The organism is Bradyrhizobium sp. WSM4874, assembly GCF_055811835.1.
This window is the reverse complement of record NZ_JBVVPR010000011.1, coordinates 16,198-38,997: the sequence shown is the minus strand read 5'-3', so window position 1 is coordinate 38,997 and position 22,800 is coordinate 16,198. Positions and strand designations below refer to the sequence as shown.

Here is a 22,800-nt window from a genome sequence, read left to right as displayed (position 1 = left end):
CGCTTACGCGTCATTGCACGATGACATCCGCCTGGAGGGCGCCGGCCGTCTTGATCGCCTGGAGGATCGCGATGATGCCGGATGGTTTCAGGCCGATCTGGTTCAGCCCGCGCACCAGCCGCTGGAGATCGACGCCGCTCAGGATCGCCACCTGCGATCCGGCTTCATTGGCCTCGACCACTGTCTGGGGCACCACCACCGTTTGCCCCCGCGAGAACGGCGCCGGCTGCGATACCACGGGAAGCTCGGTGACGCGGACCGTCAGATTGCCATGCGTTACGGCAACGGTCGATATCCGGACGTCGCGTCCGATCACCACCGTGCCGGTACGCTCGTTGATCACCACCCGCGCCGGCGTGTCAGGCTCGACGGTCAGCTCGCCGATTTCGGCGAGGAAGCGGACCGGTCCGATGTGGCGCGGCTTCGACAGCACGATGGTGCGGTAGTCGCGCTCGAAGGCGATCTGAGCGCGGTAGCGTCCGCCCGCGTAGCGATTGATGGCGTCGAGGATTCGCGTTGCGGTGACGAAGTCCGGGTTCTTGAGCTCCAGCACGAGGTACTCCATTTCATGGAGACTACCCTGCACCTCGCGCTCAACCAGCGCGCCGTTCGGGATGCGGCCCGCGGTTGGCGTGCCCTGGCTGACGTTCTGGGCCTGGCCCCCGACGCTGTAACCGGCGACCGTGACCGCGCCTTGCGCCACTGCATAGACCGCACCGTCCGCCGCACGCAGCGACGTCATCACCAGGGTGCCGCCGAGCAGCGAGGTCGCATCGCCAAGCGACGACACGGTCACGTCCATGCGCTCGCCCGCACCGATCGAGGGCTGCAGGTCCGCGGTCACCATCACGGCCGCGACGTTGCGCGTGCGGAGCGTCGTCGGACGCGGGGGATTGTTGGTGCTGGTGGTCTCGTTCCTGACATTGATGCCCATGTTCTCGAGCATCGATTGCAGGGACTGCTCCGTGAACGGTGCATTGCGGAGCGTGTCGCCGGTGCCGTTCAGGCCGATGACGAGGCCGTAGCCGACGATCTGGTTTTCGCGCAATCCCTTGATGTCCGCGATGTCCTTGATGCGGACGGCGGCCTGGGCGTTGACGGTGGAAACGAGCAGGACGAGCGCAAGCAGGACTCTGGTCATGACCCGTCCACGACCTTGACGGTGCCGTCCGGCTGGACGACGCCCCTGATGATCACGCCCGTATCGGTGTTTCTTATCGGGATGAGCGCGCCGGGCGCGCCAGACTGCATCGCTGCGCCGTAGGTCACGATCGACAGGCCGCTGTCTTCGACCACGACCTTGACCATGGCGCCGCGGGCGACCGTCCAGGGATCCTCCACCGAGTTGGTCGGGATCGGCTGGCCGGGGAGCAGCGCGCGGCGCGCCATGCGGCCGACCAGGACCTGGCGTCCTTCGATGAACATGGCGACGCCGAGCACGTTCGGCGCAAAGGCACGCTCGGTGATCATGTCGTCCCGGATCAGCTCGCCGGCGCGGATCGAGACGGCCGGCACGGGGAGCCGCTTCTCCTCGGCCGCGGCGAGACGCGCCGAGACGAGAACCAGCAGCACGGCGGCCAACCCGCGCATGATCGAGCCCATCCTGTTCAACATGGATACACCGGAACTAGCGCATGCCCTTCGAGACCGTCTGGGCCATTTCATCCGAGGCCTGGATGACCTTGGCATTCATTTCGTAGGCGCGCTGGGCAGAGATCAACTCGGTGATTTCCTTGACCGGGTCGACGTTCGAGGCTTCGAGATATTGCTGGTTGATCTTGCCGTAGCCGGAATCGCCGGGCAGCCCGACGACCGGCGTGCCGGACGCCGTGGTCTCGCGATAGAGATTGCTGCCCAGCGGTTCGAGGCCGGCCTCGTTGGCGAAATTGGCGAGGTTGAGCTGGCCGATCTGCCGCGGGTTCACTTCGGTGTCCAGCTTGGCGAACATCTGTCCAGTCTGGTTGACCGTGACCTGAACCGTCCCCTGCGGTACAGTGATGGCCGGATCCAGCAGGTAGCCGTCGATCGTGACGAGCTGGCCGTTGGCATTGGTATTGAACGAACCCGCGCGGGTGTATTGCACCTCGTTGTTCGGGCCCAGCACCTGAAACCAGCCGCGGCCGTTGATCGCCATGTCGTAGGGATTGCCGGTCTGCGTGAGCGCGCCCTGGATGTGCAGCTTGCGGATTGCCGCCGACTTGACGCCGAGGCCGAGATTGGCACCTTCCGGGATCGGCGAGGAGCCGCTGGTGTTCGCAACGCCTTGCATGCGGTCCATCTGGTAGAACAGATCGGTGAACTCGGCACGCGCCCGCTTGTACGACGTCGAGTTGATGTTGGCGATGTTGTTCGCGATGACTTCGATGTTGGTCTGCTGGGCGTTCATGCCCGTGGCCGCGACGGCAAGCGATTTCACAGCGTCACTCCTTGATCAGATCGACATCCGAACGACTTCCTGGTAGGCCTGCACGACCTTGTCGCGAACTGCGACCGCCGTCTGCAAGGCCTGCTCGGCCGACATCAGCGCCTCCACCACGCGCCGCGTCGATTCCTTGCCCTGCATCGCCGAGATCGAGGCCGCCTCGCCCGCCTTCAGCGTCCCGATCGCGTCCGTCGTCACCTGCTTCATCACCGATTCGAATCCGGCGTCGCCGCCGGACTGGATCGCTGGCGTCGCCGCCGGCGAGATGGCCTGCGTCTCGGTCGCGCGGCTCGCCGCCTGCGCAGTTGAGATCGCGGTGGATGATATTGCCTCAAGCATTGTCAGCTCCTCAGCAGGTCGATGGTCATGCCCAGCATCGACCTCACCTGTTTCACGACCTGGAGATTGGCTTCATAGGACCGGTTGACTTCCCGCATGTCGGCCATCTCGATCATCATGTTGACGTTCGGCAGCTTGACGTAGCCGGCCTTGTCGGCGGCGGGATGCCCCGGGTCGTACTCCACGCGGTACGGCGTGGTGTCGACCCCTATTTCCTTGACCTTCGCCAGCTGCGCGCCCGAGGCGCGATCCATCGCGGCATCGAAGGTGATTGTCTTGCGTTGATAAGGATCGGCACCGGCCGCGCGCCCTGTCGACGTCGCGTTGGCGAGGTTCTCCGAGACGATGCGCATGCGCGTCGACTGCGCTTCGAGCCCGGAGCTCGCGACCGTCAACGAGGATTGCAGTGAGTCCAGCATGTCAGTTCACCTCAGGTCTTCGCGCTCGACAGCAGCATGCGGTGAAACGACCGCACGACCGCCGAGTTCATCGAGTAGTCGCGACTGACGTCGCTGCCCTTGATCATTTCCTGCTCGAGACTGACGGAGTTGCCGGAGTGAACCACCTCCCAGCTGTCCTTCTTCGCGGTCGCCCGCGTGTCGCTCTCGGCAGCGGAGAGCTGCATGTGCGATGGCGCCGTCGTCGCGAGCCTCACCGGCGTGCCATCGAGCACCTTGTTGAAGGGCTCGACGTCGCGCGCCTTGAAGCCCGGCGTGTTGGCGTTGGCCACGTTGGTGGCGATCGTCGATTGGCGGAGCTCGAGGTATCGCGCCTGCGAGGATGCGAGTTCGAAGAGATAGAGCGGTCCCACGGCAGCACCATTCTGGTTCAGACGGTGTAACCTTAGGGTCGCAAGCTTTCGTCAGGCTGATGGAAGGGACGCCGTCCTCGGAATTCTACTGAACCTTCTCGGACCGCGGCGTCTGCTTGGACTGCAGGAAGTAGATGATCTCGGCGACCGGTCGGAAGAACTCCGCCGGAATCACCTGGTCGACCTGAACCGCCTCGTAGAGCGCGCGCGCCAGCGCCTTGTTCTCGATCACCGGAATCCGGTTCTGCTCCGCGACTTCGCGGATCTTCAGCGCAATTACGTCCATACCCTTGGCCACGACGATCGGCGCCGGATTTTCCTCGCGATTGTAGCGCAGCGCGATCGCGAAGTGCGTCGGGTTCGCGATCACCAGCGTCGCGCGCGATGCGGAAGCGATCATGCGCTGGCGCGATCGGTCGCGCGCCAGCGAGCGCAGGCGCGCCTTGATCAGCGGATCGCCTTCGGCCTGCTTGTGCTCGTCCTTGATCTCCTGCCGCGTCATGCGCAGCTCGCGCCGCCAGTGGAAGCGCGCCCAAGCGAGATCGACCGCGACCAGGACGATGGTCGCGATGCAGATCGCCGAAACGATTCGCATGGCGATGTTGAGAATCATCTCCGGCAGCGCGACCGGATCGGTGTACATCGCCTCGAACGCCTTCGCTTCCGACGAGCGCAGCACGAACACGACGACGATAGTCACCGCAGCGAGCTTGAACAGCGACTTCGCGAACTCGACGAGACCCTGCGATCCAAACAGCCGGCTCCAGCCGCTGAGCGGAGAGATTCGCGACAGGTCCGGCGTAATGCGCTGGAGCACCAGGCTGGGAGCATTTTGCAACAGCGAGGCTGCGAGCCCGAACGCCGCCAGGGTGACGACCAGCGGCGTCAGGAACCGCAGTGCCTGAAAGCCCACTACGGTGAGGAGATTGAGTGCGTCGGCCCCGGTGCTGAGAGGGAAGCCGTCGGGATCGTCGAGAAAGCCCGTCAGCATCGGCGTCAATTGCTGCACGCTCTGGCCGATCAGAAACATCTGGATCACCATCAGAGCCGCCATCGACGCGAAGATGGAAGCCTCCCGAGAGACCGGGATTTTGCCCTGTTCGAGCGCATCGCGGACTTTCTTCTCGGTCGGCTCTTCTGTCTTGCTCTCCTGATCGGTTGTTTCTGCCATGCCCGTTCAGCGGTCAGCGGAAGACCAGCTCATCCTCCTGCTCGGGGTTGAGCTCGATTTCGCCCTTTTCCGCGAGGTCGAGCGCGAGGTCGGTGATCACGCGCCGCGCCTCCAGCACGTCGCGCTGGTTCGACGGTTCACCAATGGCGAGTTCGTGCTCGACGACCCGGCGGACGCGCGAGGCGACCGAGGACAGGATCATCTCGCGGAAGTGTTTGTCGGTGCCCTTCAGCGCGATGACGATGCGATCGGTCGGAACCTGGTCGAAGATCATGGTGCGCGCCTTCGGCGTCAGGTTGGTCACGTCGTCGAAGGTGAACAGCAGCTCCTTCAGCACTTCGGCCGACTTTGGCCGCTTCTCCGATAGGCTCTTGAGCATGTCCTCGATGTGTCCGCGTTCCATCTTGTTGATGATGTCGGCGACGCGGGCATAGGTGTCCGCGCCGAGGTTGCGGGCGAAGTTCAGCGTCAAATCCTCATGCAGCGTCTTCTCGAGGACCCTCAGGGCGTCGTCGACGATCGGCTTGAGGCTGAGCACGCGCCGCATCAGCTCGTTGCGCAGGCTCGACGGCAGCTGGCTCATGACCTTGGCGGCGCAGGACGGCTTGACCTTGGACAGGATCAGCGCCGCGGTCTGCGGATGCTCCTTGGACAGGTAGCTTGCCAGCGAGTTTTCCGACACCGACGAGACGCGGTCCCACACGGACCGGCTCGAATTGCCGAGCAGGTCCGACATGATGGCCGAGACCTGGTCGGCCGGAAGCACGTCGCCGAGCACGGCTTCCAGGCCACCGAGGGTGCCCAGAATATTGGCACCCATCGAGAATTGCTGGGCGAACTCTTCGACGATCGCTTCGAGTTCCTGCGCCGTGATCGGCCGCAGCTCGGCCGCGGCCTTTGTGACAGTGCGGATATCCTGCGGCTCGAACTGCGCGAGCACGCTCGCGGCCGCCTGCCGGCCCATGGCGAGCAGGAGTGCCGCGACCTTCTCTGTCCCGCCCAGCGTGGCAACGCCTCGCTGCTTGATGGGAGCCATGCCGACCTGTGCCGCCATGGTCAGGTATCACCCTGCCCCAACGGCCCGACAATCTCGGTGAGGGAGACGCCGAAGCGGGAATTGTCTTCTTCAACCACGACCACTTCGCCGCGGGCGACGACGCGGCCGTTGACGACGACGTCGACGGGTTCGCCGACCCGATGGTCGAGCGGAACCACCGCGCCGCGGCCGAGCTTCATCAGGTTGGCCACCGGAATGGTGGCCGATCCCAGCACCACCTGCATCGTCACGGGAATGCGCAGGATGGCATCGACATTGGCGAACTTACCGGTCTCTTCCGCGGTGCGCGCGGCGATCTCCGCCAACCGCTCCAGCGGAGATGTCTCGGTATGTCCCTCGTCGGACGCCGATGCTGACTCATAATCGAAGGATTGCGCCATCTGGTATCGCCTCTTGGTATTTCCGCTCCCGGAGCGCCGCGACGTTCCGATCGTATCTATTCCGCCGGCTTCGGCTTCAATGCTTGTTCACGTCGGCGCCGCCCGCGGTCGCCGCGGATGCGAGCCCGCTCCTCGCATCGAGCGCCGCGATCGCCTCGTGGGCCTGATCGATCTTCGTGCTCAGCACGTTGGCGAGCCGTCCGAGATTTGCGGTGGAATCATGCGCCGCGGTGATGACCGTGTCGAAGGCGCCCGCCGTCTCCTGGACGATGGTCGAGAACTCGCCCTGGTAGCTGCGCAAGCGCGCCAGTTCGCGATGCATCCTGGTCACCCGCATGCTGGTGAAGGCGAGCGCAATCAGCAGCACGGCATCAACGAGATAGGATATCATCGACGAACTCCCGTTTCTGATCGACGGGATCTGCCACCTGCATGGCGTAATAGCCATCAAGCTGGCCGATCTGACACCAGAACAGCACCTGGTTGTTGCTCTCGAGCCGAGCCAGCGTGCGCGGCGTGGCTTCGAGTTCGAGCACCTGCCCGACCTGGAACTTCACGACGTCGCCGAGCGAAATCATCTTCTCGTCCAGCACCGCGCTCAGCGTCACCTCGGTGCGGTGAACCTCGGTCTCCATCTGCTCGCGCCAGCGCGGATCGGCCGCGCGGCCGTCGCTGACGACGACGGTCGCGAGCTTCTGCCTGAGCGGGTTGAGCGCGGAATGGGGAATGATGAGGAACATCTGGCCGCCGCGGTAGAGTGCCTGCAGCATGATGTTCGCGCAGATCGACATGTTGCCGCTCCGCCCGATCGCCAGCGACGCCATCGCGGTCTCGACCCGCTCCACGCGGAAGGTGACGTTGGAGGTGCCGGCGAAAGCGGATTGCAGCGCCTTGGCGAACCGCTCGAACAGCGCCTGGACCAGGCGGATCTCGATGTTCGAGAAGCTGCGCTCGACGTCGAGCGGCGGTTCGGCGCCGTCGGAGCCGAACATCGCCTCGACCATGGTGAACACGAAGTCGCGGTCGAGCATGATGATGATGCGGGAGTCCCACTGCTCGGCATAGAGCACAGCCGCAACCGCGTTGGCCTCGTAGTCCTTGATGATGTCGCCGACACGGTCGTTCGTGATGCCGTTGACCGAAAAATAGCATGGCGTTCCCGCTATCGGCTGCAGGCTGTCCGTGCACGATGCCGCCATGCGATCGAAGATCACATTGAGCATCGGCATGCGCTCGATCGAGATGCCGGCGGCGTCCAGCAGATAGTTCGGCAGCGGCTTGCGCTGATCGACGTCGAGGGCTTCCATCATGATGCGCGCGCAGCCTTCGGTTCAACCTCGGTCACAACAGCCTTGGGACCCGCGATCGTCTCGTTCTCGACGACGTCAATCGAGGGCCGCTCGGGGCTCGCGATCATCTTGCGGCCGTGCTCGACGGCGATCTGCGGCATGGCGCCGTTCATGAACGCCAGCAGCGTCTGCTTGACGATGATGTAGGGCCGGCAGCGCTTCTCGCGCGTCATCTTCACCTTCATTGCGAAGGGCGAAATGATGCCGTAGGACAGGAAAATGCCGGCAAAGGTGCCGACGAGGGCGGCGCCGATGAAGCCGCCCAGCAGCTTCGGCGACTGGTCGAGCGCGCCCATGGCCTTGATGACGCCGAGCACCGCGGCGACGATGCCGAGCGCAGGCAGCGCTTCCGAGACCACCACCAGCGCGTGGTAGGGCGCCAGCTTGCTCTTCACGATGGTGTGGATCTCCTCGTCCATCAGCGCTTCGATCTCGTGCGTTCGCGCGTTACCCATGATGATGAGGCGGACGTAATCGCAGATGAACTGGAGCAGCGACGGATCTCCGAGCACGCTCGGGAACGCCTTGAAGATCTCGGAGGACGCGGGATCGTCGATATGCGCCTCGACCTCGTTGCGGCCCTTGCCCCGCAATTCCCGCATCAGCGCGTGCAGCGCGCCGAGCAGATCGAGATAGTAGCGCTGACCGGGCACAGCCCCCGTCACGGCCTGCACACAGGCAAGCCCGGTATCCGCGACCGTCTTCCAGGGATTGGCCATGATGAAGGTGCCGGCCGCGGTGCCCATGATGATCACGAACTCCCACGGCTGCATCAGCACGCCCAGATGCCCGCCCATGGCGGCAAATCCGCCCAGCAGTGCCGCTACCGTGATGACGATCCCCACGAAACTGCCCAACGCGCCGCTCCATCACCGATCCCATCGGGAATATCTAGTCGGCGAGCCTTGCGCGAGGCTGGCTTCCCCCTCGCCAGCCTCGCGCAAGCGATTCACGGCAGCTTGGGACGACGTCGCGAGAGCGGCCAGAGGGGCGCGTGTCATGCTATCCACCATCGCGGACTACACCAGACTGACCAAGGACATGGGCAAGTCGCTGACACAGGTCGCCACCCAGCCGGACGTCAGCCGCGACACCGATTATTTCCTCGGCCACATCGGCAACGTGAAGACCATCGACGACTTCCTGAAGGACTATCGCCTCTATTCCTACGCGATGAAGGCATATGGCCTCAGCGACATGACCTACGCCAAGGCGTTCATGCGCAAGGTGCTGACCGAGGGTATCGCCGACAACAAGACCTTCGCCAACAAACTGACCGACACCCGCTACCGGCAATTCGCCGCCGCCTTCAATTTCGCCGCTCTCGGCGACAGGGCGACCCAAACCGCCGCGGCCACGACCGGCACGGCGACCCAGTTCGTCACGCAGACGATGGAGGAGAAGGCCGGCGACCAGAACGAGGGCCTGCGGCTGGCGCTCTATTTCACGCGCAAGGCCTCCACGATCACCAATTCCTACCAGATCCTCGCTGACAAGGCGATGACGCAAGTGGTCCAGACGGCGCTCGGCCTGCCGTCGACGATCAGCTCGGCTGATATCGATGCCCAGGCCAAGATGATCACGAGCAAGATCAAGCTGACCGATTTCCAGGACCCGGCCAAGGTCACCAAATTCGTGCAGCGCTTCGCGGCGCTGTGGGATGCGACCCAGGCCCAGAGCGACAACTCGACCAACCCGGCGCTGGTCCTGATCGGCGGCGCCACAACGTCGATCGGCATGGATACCAACGTGCTCACGACACTTCAGAACATCAAGTTCAACAGGTAAGTCATGCAATCGGCCCTCTATGTAGGATTGTCGGCGCAGGTCGCCCTCGAAAAACGCCTCCAGACGATCGCCAACAACGTCGCAAACGTAAACACGGCGGCATTCCGCACCGATGTGGTGAAGTTCGAGACGGTGCTATCCAAGGCGGGCGCGAACCCGGTCGCCTTCTCGTCGCCCGGCGACAACATCATCTCGCGCGAGATGGGCAGCATCACCGAGAGCGGCAACCCGCTCGACGTCGCCGTGGTCGGACAGGGCTGGATCGCCTTCGCCGGTCCGAACGGCACGGTCTATACGCGCGACGGTCGCCTCCAGATCGCCGCCAACGGCGACCTTCAGACCGTGTCCGGCTTCCCCGTCATCGATTCCGGCGGCGCGCAGATCACCCTCGATCCGAACGGCGGACCGGTCTCGATTGCGCGGAGCGGCGCGATCACCCAGGACAACAACGAGATCGGCACTATCGGCCTGTTCAACATTCCCGCGGACGCCAATCTCGACCGCTACGGCAATTCGGGCGTCACGCCCAACCGGCCTGCGACCGCCATCGCCGACTTCTCCCGCGACGGCTTCAAGCAGGGCTATGTCGAGGGCTCGGGAGCCAATCCGATGATGGAATTGACGAAGCTGATCGCGGCCTCGCGCGCCTTCGACGGCACCAATTCGATGATCGAGGGCACCGAGAGCTCGCTCCAGAACGCAATCCGGACGCTGGGCGAACCCGGCAAATAGACTGCGCCCCGCGCGCAATGAGCTTGGACGGTTTCCTTGAACGCTCTTCGGCAACTTGAGTGGGCGCTGCTGGAGCTTCAGCAGAGCACTCCCCTGGCAAGCGTCAGCGGCGCGATCTCCGAGATCGCGTCGACGCATTTCCGTGTCTCCGGCCTGTCGCGCTTCGTCAGGCTCGGCGAACTGATCGGCGTCAACTCCGGCGGCAAGCCCCAGATCGGCGAGGTGGTGCGGATCGACAGCGAGGGCATCGTCGCCAAGCCGTTCGATCGGCAGTTCGCCGGCGGCCTCGGCTCGGTCGCCTACCGGATGCCCCCCCTGTCCTTTGCGCCGGATCCGAGCTGGAAGGGCCGCGTCATCAACGCGCTCGGGGCGCCGCTGGACGGACAGGGCGCTCTCACCCCCGGGTCGCGTCCGGTCTCGGCCGAGGCGGAGGCGCCTTCGGCCATGAAGCGCGCGCGGGTCCACAAGCCGCTGCGCACCGGCGTACGCGTCATCGACCTGTTCGCCCCGATCTGCGCCGGCCAGCGCGTCGGCATCTTTGCCGGCTCCGGCGTCGGCAAATCGACGCTGCTTGCGATGCTCGCCCGCAGTCAGGGTTTTGACACCGTCGTGCTGGCCCTGGTCGGCGAGCGCGGCCGCGAGGTGCGCGAATTTATCGAGGACGTGCTGGGCGCCGACCGTCACCGCGCCGTCACGATCGTGTCGACGGGAGACGAGAGCCCGATGATGCGGCGACTGGCGCCGAAGACGGCCATGGCGGTCGCCGAATATTTCCGAGACCGGGGCGAATCCGTCCTGCTCATGGTCGATTCGATCACCCGCTTCGCCCACGCAGCCCGTGAAGTCGCGCTCGCCGCGGGTGAGCCCGCGGTCGCGCGCGGTTACGCACCCACCGTCTTCACCGATCTGCCGCGCCTTCTGGAGCGCGCCGGACCCGGCGAGGAGGGATCCGGGACGATCACCGGGATTTTCTCGGTGCTGGTGGACGGAGACGATCACAACGAGCCGATCGCCGATACCATCCGCAGCACGCTCGATGGGCACATCGTGCTCTCCAGGCACATCGCCGACCAGGCGCGTTACCCGGCCGTGGACGTTCTGGGTTCGGTCTCCCGCCTCGCCCATAACGTCTGGGACCCCGAAGAGCGTGAATTGGTGAGCAAGCTGCGGGCCATGATCGCCAAATACGAGGACACCCGCGACCTTCGCCTGATGGGCGGATACCAGGCGGGACGTGATTCGGGGCTCGACCAGGCGGTCGACATGGTCCCAAGAATCTACGGCGCGATGCGGCAGGACGCTTCGGCTCCGCCAAGCGCCGATCCGTTCCGCGAGCTGCGGGACATGCTCAAGGGCGACTAGCAAGTCTCAGCTTGAATCGGCGAGGCGCCCCGCGATCGCCCCTTGCTCGTGGTCTTCGACGGGTGATTGCGAATGCCGCCACGCTTCCCGCGCATGCACGGCTGTCTGCGGTCTCCGCCGTGAACGCCTCCACCGTTCGGGTGAGGGAATCGCGCAGCCGCGCCGAATGCGACTGAACGGCGATTCCGTGATTCGGTCCGGACAACCGCCGCGTGTAATTCCTGTGAGTTCCCTCGGACAATCCTTGGCAGAACGCACAAGTTGTGGATGACATGCCGACGCACATCGTCGTCATGCACAAGCTTCGACCAACTTGCATCAACGACAGCCAACAACGTGCCGTGCAATAAAACCGTCGCATAGTCGCGTGCATGTTGCTCGTGGGACAGGGTATTGCGTTCACCATCATGTGTCCCCGAAGTGCGAGATTGTCTTGAACGTTACATTCGCCTGCGACGACATCCTGTCTCAGAGAGGGTCTCTACTTGATTTTGTTGAGAAGCTCATTCATCGTTTCGTCGAAGATAAGAAACGTCTGCGTGTGACTTGAACCTTAGGGGCTTCGGTTGAACTACTCCGATCCATCGTCTGCTGGCGACGGCTATTCGGGCTCCCGTGCGACGACGCCGCGAATGGCATACCAACAGCAACACCGCTTCCCGCGTCATAACCTGCAGTGCCCATCCGTCCATGTCGGGCGCCAGGCAGGCCGTGCCTTCACGCGAGAGAAGAGCACGGTGCATGTGTCGGATATCGCGGTCGGTACGACTTCTCGCAAACGGCTCGTGCGCAACGACGGAAGGCGGCTCCGGGGCGCCGCAAACGTGACTCCCGGGGCAAGGTAGGAATTCATGCCATTGGCAAGAGAAGCCGTCGAGCTGCTGGTTCAGGCGGCGAGGGCTTGGTATTTCGAAGGCAATCAGCATGGGTTGCGCGACCGGGAATGGATGGCGCTGCGCTTTCTCGGCCGCGCCAACAGGTTTTCGCGTACGCCGTCCGCGCTTGCCGGCTTCATCGGCGCCACCAGGGCGACCGCATCGCAGATCGTGAAGACGCTGGAGGGCAAGTCCTTCCTGGTGCGAAAGCCGTCGCACGAAGACAAGCGTTCTGTCGTGCTGCACGTCACTGCGCAGGGCGAAAAGTGCCTGAGCCAGCACGATCCGATCAATCACGTGCTGAACGCGGTCACGGCGCTCGGACCCGACGAGTGCGTCAGGCTTCGCGATTCGCTGCGCGAGATCCTCAATCACCTCGACGCGGCACATCAGCGGCTCGATGCCAGCATCTGCCGGGACTGCATGTTTCTCGCCGAACGCGGGCCGGGTACCGGCAAGGGACGCGCAACGGCCGAATTCATGTGCCGCCTGTATCGCGCCCCGGTTTCGCTGGATGAGACCGAACTGCTCTGCACCAGTTTCGAGCGCACCCGCGACCGTCCCAAGATCGAGGAGCATCTCGACCGCGCGCGCGTAGCGAACCAGGGGTGAGGCACGCGTGATTTCCGCGCGCGGAGCTTGCGCTGAACTTGCGGACAATTTCGTCTCTCATGTCCCGGACAAGCTGCAGCGCGAAGCCTTGCAGCGCAGAGCCGGGATCCAGATGGCGACACGGTCCCATGTCGCGACATGGGCCCCGGCTCTCCAGCGTACCGCAAGAGCGCTGCGCTGCGTCCGGGGCACGGGAGCGGAGTGTGGCACACATTCACTCCACATCGTCATTGCGAGCGCAGCGAAGCAATCCAGAATCCCTCCGCGGCGGCAGACTGGATTGCTTCGCTGCGCTCGCAATGACGGAGTATGAGGCGATAGCGCCACTGTTCCTCGCATTTTGAATTGCGGACACACCTTCGCATCCTCGCGGCTGATTTCGCCCGAGCTTTGCTTCGTCATTCCACCCTCTTATCCAAGAGGGCGCAGGGAAGGCCGGGTGCCGGCTGGCACCCGCGGTCCGCTGCGCGAAAAGCACACGCAGAAAAACCGCACAGCAGCATACAGGTGTAGCCAATCACTCGGCCTTCCCTGCGCGATGGTTGGACGGCTTATGCCGTGCTCTCCCGGGAGCCGAGTTCCTGCTGGCCTCCCTCGTCCTCGCGAAATTCACCGGCACCGCGCCGGTTGACGCAGATGCCGCATCCGCCAGGGCTTGACCGTAGCAACGACGGCCAGGACCACACGGTTTTGCCGTACGCACGGCTCGCCATTTCGCCGCAGTTTTCCCAGCCCTGTCGACGGCGCCGGAAACTTACAGACGAGACGAAGTCTAGCAGCGCCGCTCGTCGGAACGAAGCCTTGGGGTCACGGAGAGCAATCCGCCCTGCCCACGCCTCTCGCACCCGAACGCTGCCGCGTCCACCGCAAGCCCGGCTCGCGAACGTGACGACCACAAGATCGCCCCTCAAGGATGAGCCGGGATGGGCGACACATACGCCGTTTCCGAATTTCGGTAAAGTGGAATATTTTTGCGGCGGCCGATTGACAGCCTTTCAGGTGTTTTGCCCGACGGGTGATGAGCGGCCGTCGCCCGAAGCGAGCGCGCCGCAATTCGAGCAAGGTCTCGCGCCGGAAGAGTGGCCGCGGATCACGCTTGCGCTCGGGCACCAGCTTCCGGCTTCGCCGCTTTACATCATCGGCCGTGCCCAACAAAAAACACCCGGCGGTTCCCGCCGGGTGTTCGTTGATGTGTTTCGACAGATCTTACCAGTTGCGCTGAGCGCGGAGGATCATGGCGATCGAGTCCTGATCCTTCAGCTCGTAGACCGCGGCCGGCTTGGCGGTCGTGGCCGACGGGGAGATGCCAACCGTGCCAGAGTACTTCTGGTCGAGATGGGTCCAGGAGACATCAGCCGAGAAGGTCAGGTTCTTGACCGGGGTCCATCGGGTGACGACACCCAGCTGGCCGATCGCGAAGTCCGGGTTGCAACCCGTCACACCCGCCAGGCCGCCGAACACACCGCCGCCGCCGCCAGCACCGCACAGGGTGGTCTTGGCCAGCGTGCCGAACTGGGCCTGAGCGTAGGCACCGTAGAGCGCGGAGTTCCAGTTGGGATCCCAGTTGTGGGTGTAGGCGCCGCGGAAGCCCCAGGTCTTCACAGTTTCCTGCTGGCTCGGCGTCGCGCCACCAACAAACACCGTGTCGGGAGCATTGGCGAAGCCGATGCTGCCGTAAGAGCCAGCAATGCCCGAGTTGCCGTACAGCGCATAGGAGCTGCCCGACAGATTCTGGAAGTTGTAGCGGGTCGCACCGTCGGTGTAGACGCCCTGGATGTTGATCGTGTCACCCGCGCCGGTCGGGATGTTCTTGATCGACAGAGCGAGCTGAACCGCCCAACCCCATTTGTCGTCGGGGTGGCCAGTCGGCTCGGTCGCGCCGTAGTAACCAACGTGGTTGTCATGCGCAGCCACCGACGCCTGGAAGAGACCCCAAGCCTGGTCGACACGCACCATAGCAACGAGATTCGGCGAACGGGTGCCGCCGATGGCGTTGGTGCCGTACGAACCGCCGATCATGCCGCCCGCGGTCGCGCCGCTCATGTTGAGGTTGCCGGCCTGATAGTAGGCCGAGACGTCTTCAGCCGAGAACGCTGCCGTGATGCCCTGACCGAAGTCGGCGGTGTAGGTGAACTGGTTGACACCAGTGACCGTGCCGCTGCCGCCGACGAGGTTGTCGGTGATGTTGCCGGGATAGTTGGTCCAGGGCGCGTCGAACTGCGACACGGCCTTACCCATCGTGAAGCCGGCGAACTGGATGAAGGCATAGTACACGCCGAGCGCACCGGCCGAGGTGTTGCCGTCGGTGCCGTTGACGCTGCCGCTACCATTCGAACCGACGAGGGCGGTGCCCGCGGCGTTGAGACCGAGCGCGCCGCTGTACTGGGTGCCACCCGTTGCCGAACCGGTCGGGGTGTAATTGCCGCTGTCCAGGTGAAGACGCCGTCGAAGAAGGTGCGGACCACGCCGTACTCGGTCGCAGTGCGGGTGTCGATGTTGAGGTCTTCACGAGAACGGAAGGTGTAGTAGTTCATCATGCGGTTGCGAGCACCGGCAGTACCGCCCTGGTTCGGATTGAAGTCCGAGTTGGAGCCCAGCACGGCGTCAGCGCGCATGTAACCGCCGAGCTTGATGCAGGTGTCGGTGCCCGGGATGTAATAGAAGCCGGCGCCGTACAGCGAGCAGATCTTTACGTATTCGACCGCTTTGGCCTTCACGGGGAGATCGGCAGCGAACGCTCCGGATGCGGCCATCAGGCCGGCAGCCGAGCCGAGAAAGAGTGTCTTCGTCAACTTCATTAGTAAACCTCCAGGTCGGTTCAGGGGGCTCGGCTCCCGGAGGAAGCCGCTTTACCCTCTCAATTTCGCTCAATTCAGATCCGCACGAAGGTCCGGACTGAAACGACAGTGAGGTGCCCCCCCTCCGTCGTGGCTTCACATATAGTTTATAAAAACAACTGCCTCAATTTATTGATTTGATGAATCGACAGTTCGAGCCGCGATGTGTCCTAAGAGCAACAGCGGCCAGAAGAGCCGTTGCGTGAAACAAGAAAAGCCCTCAGGGGGCATCCCGAGGGCTTCTTGGAGGTCTCGCATCGCTGTCCATCGAGTGGGTCAAGAAAGCGAAATAGAGCACGATAGTCGATAATAAAATTAATTGTTCTTTGCAAGTAATAATTTTGCCTACGATTTCTTCCGCGCGGTACCTCCGTTTGGCCGGCGCGCGATTTTCGAGACGCTTCCAAGATATCCCATTAAAGATAGGCAAGGGATAAACGGGGAGGGAGCCACATGATCGAGAAGAAACTCGACAGGGCGATTACGGACTTCATCTGGAACGTCGTCGAAATTCATTCCCAGCTGGAGGACATCCACACCAGCTGGGCTGGACTGCTGGGCATTACCGAGCCGCAGTGGCTGATCCTGATGGCCATCACCGAATTGGACGAAGGGCGAGGTGTCGCCGGAATCGACATCGCGAACAAGCTGCGCGTCCACCCGGCCTTCGTGACCAACCAGACCAAGAGCCTCGAAAAGGGCGGCTTCCTGTCGCGGCGGCCTGCAGAGGACGACGCGCGCTTCGTCCTGATGTCGCTCACCGCAAAGGCGACCACGGAGATCGAAAAGCTCTCCAAGAGAAAGCTTGCCTTGAACTCGACCATGTTCAACGAGCTCGACGAGAAGACCCTGACAGACCTGAATGATGCGCTCACGACGATTGCCAAGAATGCCCGGCTGGCTGCACGATTGCTGGCGATCGATGTGTCCTGATCTTCCGATGTCCTGAGTGGAATGTGCGTCTGTCACGCCTAGAGGTAGGTTACGGGATCGATCCGACCGGCCGTTCCGAGTTTGCTGTCCAGCCACTGGAAGATGAAATCGTCCACGGAGATGAAATTCTCGATCTCGCCCAACGGGTACGGGATCCGGTTTGGCACGACGACCGAGCAATCGGCTCCGGCGTGCCGATAACCGGCCTGCAGCTCGAGAGCCTCCGCTTCCCGGACCATCGAGCGGCTCCCGACGACCATGAGCAGCGGGCAAGCGATTTGACGCGACGGCAGCAGCGAGCCTGTCGAGGCCCCGTCACGGACCGTCTGCTCGGCGCCGGTCATCCAGTGAACCGACGCACGACGCTTGACCGACGCCAAAAGGCCGCCATCGCACACCGCGGCAGCTATCCTGCGATCATATAAGGCGAGGCGGGATACATCACTGGCGCACATCCCTTCGCCGTAGACCGAAATCCGCTGTCCATCGACATCCGGCCGAGCCTCCAGATAGTCCAGCCAGCACTGCAGGACGTGCTCCGGCTTGAAGGAGCGACGAGCAGCTGAAGTGCGGGCATGGACAAGCAGGAGTGACACATTCCGGCAGAGTGCGGCCGGCCACAATCGGCTCATCATCGAGGCCAAGGAGCCCTCATCGTCACCGACGCAGATGAGTGCGGGTGCCCCACGCTCACGACGACAAGCGGGCAAAAAGAGGCCCGTCAACGCTTCTTGATCGAAGCCATCGATCTTCACGCGCTCGATCACCTGACCGGCATCATCCTCGAAGCCTCTCAGGCCGATCCCGGCCTTGTCTGCGAGGTCGAGGCGCGTGGAATCTTCCAGACAAGACAGACTTCGTGCGATTTCGAGGGCTGTCAGCGAGCACAGCCACGCCTCGCGTGAAATCCAGACGGAGCCAGCGTCCCGCGCGGATTCGGCGAATATCCGGTAGTCGTCAGCAATCCTCGACCACTCTGAAACCCAGAGATGCCTGTGCGCCTCACGCGCAAGTTCCGTGACGGACAGGTTCTCGAAAAATTCCGACGCGCGACTGCGCAAGCGTGCCAGATTGCTACCCGCGCCGTCGCGCGAGCAGCGAGACGAATGAGCACCATCCATGTCAGTCCCCTAACGGCGCCGTGAACGCTTGCCCGGACAGGGACTGCCAGAGACTTGAATTGCAAGGATTTGCCGGCTTCGCTTTCAGCGCAGCGCCATGCACAAGGTACGATCGTGGGCGGGCATGATCGCGATCGTCATGCTTGTGTCCGCCGATGGTGCAACGTGCTTTGATCTCTTTCCCGGCCCTTTGGGCGCGCAGCGAAAGGTCACAATAGCCAGTGTCCGGTTCAGTCTGCGCGGCGGCGCCCCGAGGCTGACGATCATTCGGTGTTGGCTCCGCACGAAAACCGGCCGAAACGATGTTTGGTTCAAACGAGCCGGTCTCGATACAAAGTCCACGCGGGCTCCCCTCAATCGTCATACCTCAGCTCCGTTGCTGATACACAGTTTAGGCCCCGCACCACTCTGCCATTTTTTGCTGTCCCGCGTTTGTCGTTTTTTGTTGCTGTGGACGACTAAAATTGGAGCTCATTCGGTAACGGAAAACCCATCGCCTGTGTCGGCTTCCATCATGAATTCCTGATGACGCCGATCCGGCGTGCCACCCATCACGATAGCGATAAAATATGCGGCGGGTTGCCACCTGATCGATGCCGACGGCCTTCGCCAAAGGGACTTTCCGGCTGTTAGTGCCGCAGGAAAACCGGCGCGACAAATCCTCGAAGGCGCTCATCCGCGCCCGGCGCGCGAGACGTGACGAGGTATAATCGCGTTCTGGGCGAGCCCCGGCGATCGACAACGTACAACATTCTCTACTTCGGTAAGCCAGTTATTTGAGCAACTCAAGCACCGGCAGGACCCGTCGCCGGTCAGGCGTCGGCTCGCTTTTGGCGTCAAGCACCACGCCGCGCCGCTTGCCGCGCCTTGTGCGCGTTGTATCCATTATCCCAGTTGCCATTCCCGCGCACTTTGCCTTACATGCCCGCCAAACTCGCCGCGGATGACGGCCGGGGCTCAAAAATCGCACAATTTGTCAAAGGGACGAGACATGGCGCGTAACATCCTGATTCTCGGGGCTTCCTACGGCTCCCTGCTGGGCACCAAGCTGCTGATGGCGGGGCACAACGTGACCCTGGTCTGCCGCACCAAGACCGCAGAGCTGATCAACCGCGAGGGGACCGAGGTGCGCATCAAGTTGCGTGACGAGGCGGTTCACCGCGCCATCTTCTCGCGCGACCTGCCCGGCAAGCTCGACGCCGTGACGCCGGCCAATGTGGACTTGTCCCGTTACGACATGGTCGGCCTTGCGATGCAGGAGCCGCAATACACCAACCACACGGTGCGCGTTCTCATGGTCAGGATCGCCGCGGCGAAGCTGCCGTGCCTGTCGATCATGAACATGCCGCCGCTGCCCTATCTGAAGCGGATCCCCTCGCTCGCCGACATGGATCTCGAGGAGGCCTATACCAATGCGCAGGTGTGGGAGCGCTTCGAGCCCGGGCTGGTGACCCTGTGCTCGCCCGACCCGCAGGCGTTCCGTCCGCCGGAAGAGGCTGCGAACGTGCTTCACGTCGGCCTGCCCACGAATTTCAAGGCATCCGTGTTCGCCGACGAGACGCACAACAAGGTGCTGCGCGAGCTCGAAGCCGACATCGACGCGGTGACGCTCGACGGCCACGACGTGCCGGTGAAGCTGAAGGTGTTCGATTCTCTGTTCGTGCCGCTGGCAAAATGGTCGATGCTGCTGACCGGCAACTACCGCTGCATCACCCCGCACGAGCCGCAGTCGATCCGCGACGCCGTGCACAGTGATCTCGCGCGCTCCCAGACGATCTACGAGCATGTCGACGCCATCGCCCGGCGTCTCGGCGCCGATCCGCAGGACCAGGTGCCGTTCGCGAAATACGCCAAGGCTGCCGAGAGCCTGCTGAAGCCGTCGTCGGCCGCACGCGCGGTGGCGGGCGGCGCGCCCTTCATCGAGCGCGTCGACCTCTTGGTGAAGCTGATCTCGCATCAGCTCGGCGCGCCCAATGCAGAGATCGACCGCACGGTCGAGACCGTGGACCTGAAGCTCAACGAGAAGATCGTGCAGGGCGGATCGGGCGCGCTGTAACGGGCGCTTCCATCGCCATCGGACGCGTCGGCGCTTGCGCTCCCAGGACACCGGGGCTGAGCGTCACCATGCCCTACCCGCAAATCATCTCGCGCGGCACTGTTCCCGGTGTGATTCAAACTCAACAGGCGTGATCGCAACTCGTCGATCACGCGATCGTGTCGCTTTCAGTTCCCTCCTGCTTTCACCCGCAAATATCACGTCTGAATGACAGAGAGCCATGTTGCCGGTCATGTCTCGACGTGGCGCAGCGTGAAAATGCGGCATTTCCGCTCGAACTGAACCAAAGCGCACAAATTCTTGTCCGCCGCGCGCTCAACCGAGGTCGCGCGCTTCGGGCGAGATCCTTCATTTGCGCAAACGCCGCATGCGCGCGCGGCAGGCTCGTTGTCTTGTCTCGCGGCCAGTGCTGAGCAAGATAGCTTTGGAAGTAAGCTGTCTTTCAAGGGTTTTTCAGACAGGGTTTGCAGTCTCCCCTGCGATCGGAGTCCAGACCAGAACAATTGCAGAAAAAGAAGTCATGGACCAGGCGATGCTGAGCGTCGTCCGCGCAGTAGAGGCAGGCGCGACGACGATGAAGGGCGTGATCGACGCCACCGGACTGTCTCGTCTCAAAATCGAACGTGCGTTGAACGCGATGGAGAAGCAGAAGCTGCTGGTCCGCGACGGCCAGGGTTTTCGCGGAACCGGCCCGACGAGGACAACCCAGCCTGCCCGGGAATGCGGCTCGTGCAATGCCTGCTGCGACATCCTCGAAGTGGCCGCCGTTGACAAGCCGGTGAACCAGCTGTGCGGGCATTGGCAGGCCGACACGGGTTGCACCATCTACGAGCGCCGTCCCCAGATGTGCCGTTCATTCGTCTGCGCCTGGCTGCAAGGCCATCTCGACGACGACTGGTTTCCGGCGAAGTCGGGCATCATCGTGCATTTCAGCCAGGACGCCGTGAACGTGACCGTCGATGATCATTGCCGCGATCGCTGGCGCGAGGAGCCCTATTTGAGCAAGCTCGCCGAATGGTCGCTGAACGGGATCAGCCGAATCGGAAACCGCGGCTACGCGACCCTCGTCGTCTCCGGCGCCGACCGGTTCCTGCTGCTCGGGCGCACCGTCGTTCCCGAGCCGACGCTGTTCGGCACCGCGTTCCTGCCGCTCACGGCCGAGACATTTCGATTCTGGCGGGCGAAATCCCCGGAGCATTTGCAGCGGCTGCACGAGCGCATCGCCGAGATCGAGCGGATCAGGCAGGAGTTCGGCTCCTGCGCCATCCCGGAGAACGAGGACGACGATCCGCAAGCCCCCTATCGGCCCGCACTTCTACGGCAATCGAATCACGCCTGAACTCCGCCGTGGGCAACGACGCATGATTCTCGCCGTGGCGCTCGACGCGCCGCGGCCGGGTTGATAAGCCCCTCTCCGCGAATGATGGGACTTGAGTCGGGCATGACGGTTGCGATCGAGATGGGGCAGACCACGGCGGGCGCCGCGGCGGCCATGGACCTCGAGGAACTGCTGGCGACCCGCCTCCTGGTGCAGGGCAATTCGGGCTCCGGCAAATCACATCTGCTGCGGCGGCTGCTGGAGCAGAGCGCGCCCTGGGTGCAACAGGCCATCATCGATCCCGAAGGCGATTTCGTCTCGCTGGCGGAGCATTTCGGCCATCTCGTGATCGAGGCCGAGGATCACACCGAACGCGGCCTTCAGGTTGTCGGCGAGCGCGCCCGGCTGCATCGCGTCTCCACCGTGCTCAACCTCGAAGGGCTCGACGCCGAGAACCAGATGCGCCGCGCCGCGGCCTTCCTCGGCGGGCTCTTCGACGTGGACCGCGACCATTGGTATCCGATGCTGGTGGTCGTCGACGAGGCGCAGCTGTTTGCGCCTGCGGTCGCGGGCGAAGTCTCGGATGAAGCGCGAAAATTGTCGCTCGGCGCGATGACCAATCTGATGTGCCGCGGCCGCAAGCGCGGGCTTGCCGGGATCATCGCGACCCAGCGGCTGGCAAAGCTCGCCAAGAACGTCGCGGCCGAAGCGTCCAACTTCCTGATGGGCCGCACCTTTCTCGACATCGACATGGCGCGCGCCGCCGACCTGCTCGGCATGGAGCGGCGGCAGGCCGAATCCTTTCGCGATCTCGAACGCGGACAATTCATGGCGCTCGGCCCCGCGCTGTCGCGACGCCCCCTGCGTTTGAATATCGGCGCGACCGAAACCCAGCCGCGCAATTCCACGCCGCGGCTGATGCCGATGCCCGAGGCCACGCTCGAAAATATGCGCGCCGTGATCCTGGCAGCGCCGCCGCCCGATGCCAGCCGGCCGCAGCGCCGGCCCGCGCCCGATCTGCTCGAGCAGCTCCGCGCCGCAAAGGCTGCGGCACCGGAGATCGGCCCCGAAATGATCGAGGTCCCGGTCAGTGCCGCGGAACTCGCAGAGCGGCGCGAGCGCGTGGATCGGACCCTTCGTGCCGTCCTCGCCGCGCCCGATGCCGGTTTCCGCGCGGTCGGCGTGCTCTACCAGGAGTTCGTGGTCCGCTGCCGCATCGAGGGCCTCGGCTCGGCGGTGCCCGACCTCACCGAATTTCGGCGCATGCTGACACGCGCACGCGCCGGGCTCGGCGCCGAGCACGCCGAGGACGACGCCTGGCAGGACGTATCGCTCCGCGCCTCGATCCTGCCCGACGACATGCAGGGCGTGTTCATGATGATCGCGCGTGCCGCGAAGGAAGGCTGGCCCTGCCCCGGCGACGCCGCGATCGCCCGCGCCTACGGCTCGCATTCGCTGCGCCGGGCACAACGCCTGCTCGGCTACATGGAGGAGCAGGGCCTGATCGTCTGTCAGCTCGACGGCGCCGGCCGCCGGATCGTGACGCTGGTGGAGCTCGCCTGGGCCACCGCGCCGGGCGATCCCAATGCCGACGATCTGCCGGCAGAGCAGGTCGCGAGCGCGGCGTCGGCTTGAGC

At 63.7% G+C, this 22,800-nt stretch carries 21 protein-coding genes and 1 pseudogene; 8 read left to right on the top strand and 14 right to left on the bottom strand.

The features are described 5' to 3' along the window. Positions 1 to 10: 10 nt before the first annotated feature. The 12 genes from flgI to motA form a co-directional block, all read right to left on the bottom strand. On the bottom strand, positions 11 to 1,141 hold the full coding sequence (flgI, locus tag AC0L3P_RS13945; RefSeq protein ID WP_473302259.1) for a flagellar basal body P-ring protein FlgI: 1,131 nt from the start codon (positions 1,139 to 1,141) through the stop codon (positions 11 to 13). Continuing rightward, positions 1,138 to 1,614, bottom strand: coding sequence for a flagellar basal body P-ring formation chaperone FlgA (flgA, locus tag AC0L3P_RS13940; RefSeq protein WP_354060128.1), 477 nt, complete (start codon positions 1,612 to 1,614; stop codon positions 1,138 to 1,140). The genes flgI and flgA overlap by 4 nt, the downstream gene beginning before the upstream one ends. A 13-nt stretch (positions 1,615 to 1,627) precedes the next feature. Next, entirely contained in the window at positions 1,628 to 2,416 is a 789-nt protein-coding gene (flgG, locus tag AC0L3P_RS13935) for a flagellar basal-body rod protein FlgG (RefSeq protein ID WP_473302258.1), read from the bottom strand. A 15-nt stretch (positions 2,417 to 2,431) separates the two neighbouring features. Next, positions 2,432 to 2,761: a flagellar hook-basal body complex protein FliE gene (gene fliE, locus AC0L3P_RS13930; protein WP_473302257.1), complete on the bottom strand. Its 330-nt coding sequence runs from the start codon at positions 2,759 to 2,761 to the stop codon at positions 2,432 to 2,434. A gap of 2 nt (positions 2,762 to 2,763) precedes the next feature. Further along, complete coding sequence (flgC, locus tag AC0L3P_RS13925) at positions 2,764 to 3,180, bottom strand: flagellar basal body rod protein FlgC (RefSeq protein WP_211399645.1); 417 nt, start codon at positions 3,178 to 3,180, stop codon at positions 2,764 to 2,766. Between the two features lie 11 nt (positions 3,181 to 3,191). Further along, complete coding sequence (gene flgB / locus AC0L3P_RS13920; protein ID WP_354060123.1) at positions 3,192 to 3,572, bottom strand: flagellar basal body rod protein FlgB; 381 nt, start codon at positions 3,570 to 3,572, stop codon at positions 3,192 to 3,194. Positions 3,573 to 3,657: 85 nt separating this feature from the next. Further along, positions 3,658 to 4,743 carry a flagellar biosynthesis protein FlhB gene (gene flhB / locus AC0L3P_RS13915; protein ID WP_473302256.1) on the bottom strand — a complete coding sequence of 362 codons (1,086 nt, stop codon included), beginning with the start codon at positions 4,741 to 4,743 and terminating at the stop codon, positions 3,658 to 3,660. A 13-nt stretch (positions 4,744 to 4,756) separates the two neighbouring features. Further along, a complete protein-coding gene (locus tag AC0L3P_RS13910) occupies positions 4,757 to 5,797 on the bottom strand; it encodes a flagellar motor switch protein FliG (protein ID WP_007595897.1) in 1,041 nt (346 codons plus the stop codon). Positions 5,798 to 5,799: 2 nt separating this feature from the next. Then, positions 5,800 to 6,180 (bottom strand): flagellar motor switch protein FliN, encoded by a 381-nt coding sequence (gene fliN, locus AC0L3P_RS13905; RefSeq protein ID WP_007595899.1) that lies wholly within the window; start codon positions 6,178 to 6,180, stop codon positions 5,800 to 5,802. A gap of 76 nt (positions 6,181 to 6,256) precedes the next feature. Continuing rightward, positions 6,257 to 6,571 (bottom strand): hypothetical protein, encoded by a 315-nt coding sequence (locus AC0L3P_RS13900; protein WP_018453958.1) that lies wholly within the window; start codon positions 6,569 to 6,571, stop codon positions 6,257 to 6,259. Next, positions 6,552 to 7,490, bottom strand: a complete 939-nt coding sequence (locus tag AC0L3P_RS13895) for a flagellar motor switch protein FliM (RefSeq protein ID WP_245446762.1) — start codon at positions 7,488 to 7,490, stop codon at positions 6,552 to 6,554. Before AC0L3P_RS13895 ends, AC0L3P_RS13900 begins: the two co-directional genes overlap by 20 nt. Continuing rightward, positions 7,487 to 8,386 (bottom strand): flagellar motor stator protein MotA, encoded by a 900-nt coding sequence (motA, locus tag AC0L3P_RS13890; protein WP_007613972.1) that lies wholly within the window; start codon positions 8,384 to 8,386, stop codon positions 7,487 to 7,489. The genes AC0L3P_RS13895 and motA overlap by 4 nt, the downstream gene beginning before the upstream one ends. 142 nt (positions 8,387 to 8,528) lie before the next feature. On the opposite strand from motA, the gene AC0L3P_RS13885 reads away from it, so the two are divergent. From AC0L3P_RS13885 to AC0L3P_RS13870, 4 genes are all read left to right on the top strand, one after another. Continuing rightward, positions 8,529 to 9,317 (top strand): DUF1217 domain-containing protein, encoded by a 789-nt coding sequence (locus AC0L3P_RS13885; protein ID WP_473302255.1) that lies wholly within the window; start codon positions 8,529 to 8,531, stop codon positions 9,315 to 9,317. A gap of 3 nt (positions 9,318 to 9,320) precedes the next feature. Next, positions 9,321 to 10,049, top strand: a complete 729-nt coding sequence (gene flgF, locus AC0L3P_RS13880) for a flagellar basal-body rod protein FlgF (protein ID WP_007595915.1) — start codon at positions 9,321 to 9,323, stop codon at positions 10,047 to 10,049. Positions 10,050 to 10,085: 36 nt separating this feature from the next. After that, the gene (gene fliI / locus AC0L3P_RS13875) at positions 10,086 to 11,411 is read left to right on the top strand and encodes a flagellar protein export ATPase FliI (RefSeq protein ID WP_473302254.1); all 1,326 of its coding nucleotides are present in this window, start codon (positions 10,086 to 10,088) and stop codon (positions 11,409 to 11,411) included. Between the two features lie 851 nt (positions 11,412 to 12,262). Next, on the top strand, positions 12,263 to 12,898 hold the full coding sequence (locus AC0L3P_RS13870) for a MarR family winged helix-turn-helix transcriptional regulator (RefSeq protein ID WP_275169387.1): 636 nt from the start codon (positions 12,263 to 12,265) through the stop codon (positions 12,896 to 12,898). Between the two features lie 1,206 nt (positions 12,899 to 14,104). Here AC0L3P_RS13870 and AC0L3P_RS13865 read toward each other — a convergent pair. Continuing rightward, positions 14,105 to 15,696 (bottom strand): annotated as a pseudogene (locus AC0L3P_RS13865) (porin). 492 nt (positions 15,697 to 16,188) lie between these two features. Between AC0L3P_RS13865 and AC0L3P_RS13860 the strand changes: the two are divergent. After that, positions 16,189 to 16,668 (top strand): MarR family winged helix-turn-helix transcriptional regulator, encoded by a 480-nt coding sequence (locus AC0L3P_RS13860; protein ID WP_275169389.1) that lies wholly within the window; start codon positions 16,189 to 16,191, stop codon positions 16,666 to 16,668. Between the two features lie 38 nt (positions 16,669 to 16,706). Here AC0L3P_RS13860 and AC0L3P_RS13855 read toward each other — a convergent pair whose 3' ends face one another. Beyond that, positions 16,707 to 17,789 carry an alpha/beta hydrolase family protein gene (locus AC0L3P_RS13855; RefSeq protein ID WP_473302253.1) on the bottom strand — a complete coding sequence of 361 codons (1,083 nt, stop codon included), beginning with the start codon at positions 17,787 to 17,789 and terminating at the stop codon, positions 16,707 to 16,709. 991 nt (positions 17,790 to 18,780) lie between these two features. Here AC0L3P_RS13855 and AC0L3P_RS13850 point away from each other — a divergent pair. The 3 genes from AC0L3P_RS13850 to AC0L3P_RS13840 all read left to right on the top strand — a co-directional run bounded on the left by AC0L3P_RS13850 (position 18,781) and on the right by AC0L3P_RS13840 (position 22,798). Further along, positions 18,781 to 19,845, top strand: a complete 1,065-nt coding sequence (locus tag AC0L3P_RS13850; protein WP_473302252.1) for a ketopantoate reductase family protein — start codon at positions 18,781 to 18,783, stop codon at positions 19,843 to 19,845. Positions 19,846 to 20,365: 520 nt separating this feature from the next. Further along, positions 20,366 to 21,184: a CxxCxxCC domain-containing protein gene (locus AC0L3P_RS13845; RefSeq protein ID WP_473302313.1), complete on the top strand. Its 819-nt coding sequence runs from the start codon at positions 20,366 to 20,368 to the stop codon at positions 21,182 to 21,184. Positions 21,185 to 21,286: 102 nt separating this feature from the next. Continuing rightward, on the top strand, positions 21,287 to 22,798 hold the full coding sequence (locus tag AC0L3P_RS13840) for a helicase HerA domain-containing protein (RefSeq protein WP_473302251.1): 1,512 nt from the start codon (positions 21,287 to 21,289) through the stop codon (positions 22,796 to 22,798). Positions 22,799 to 22,800: the final 2 nt, after the last annotated feature.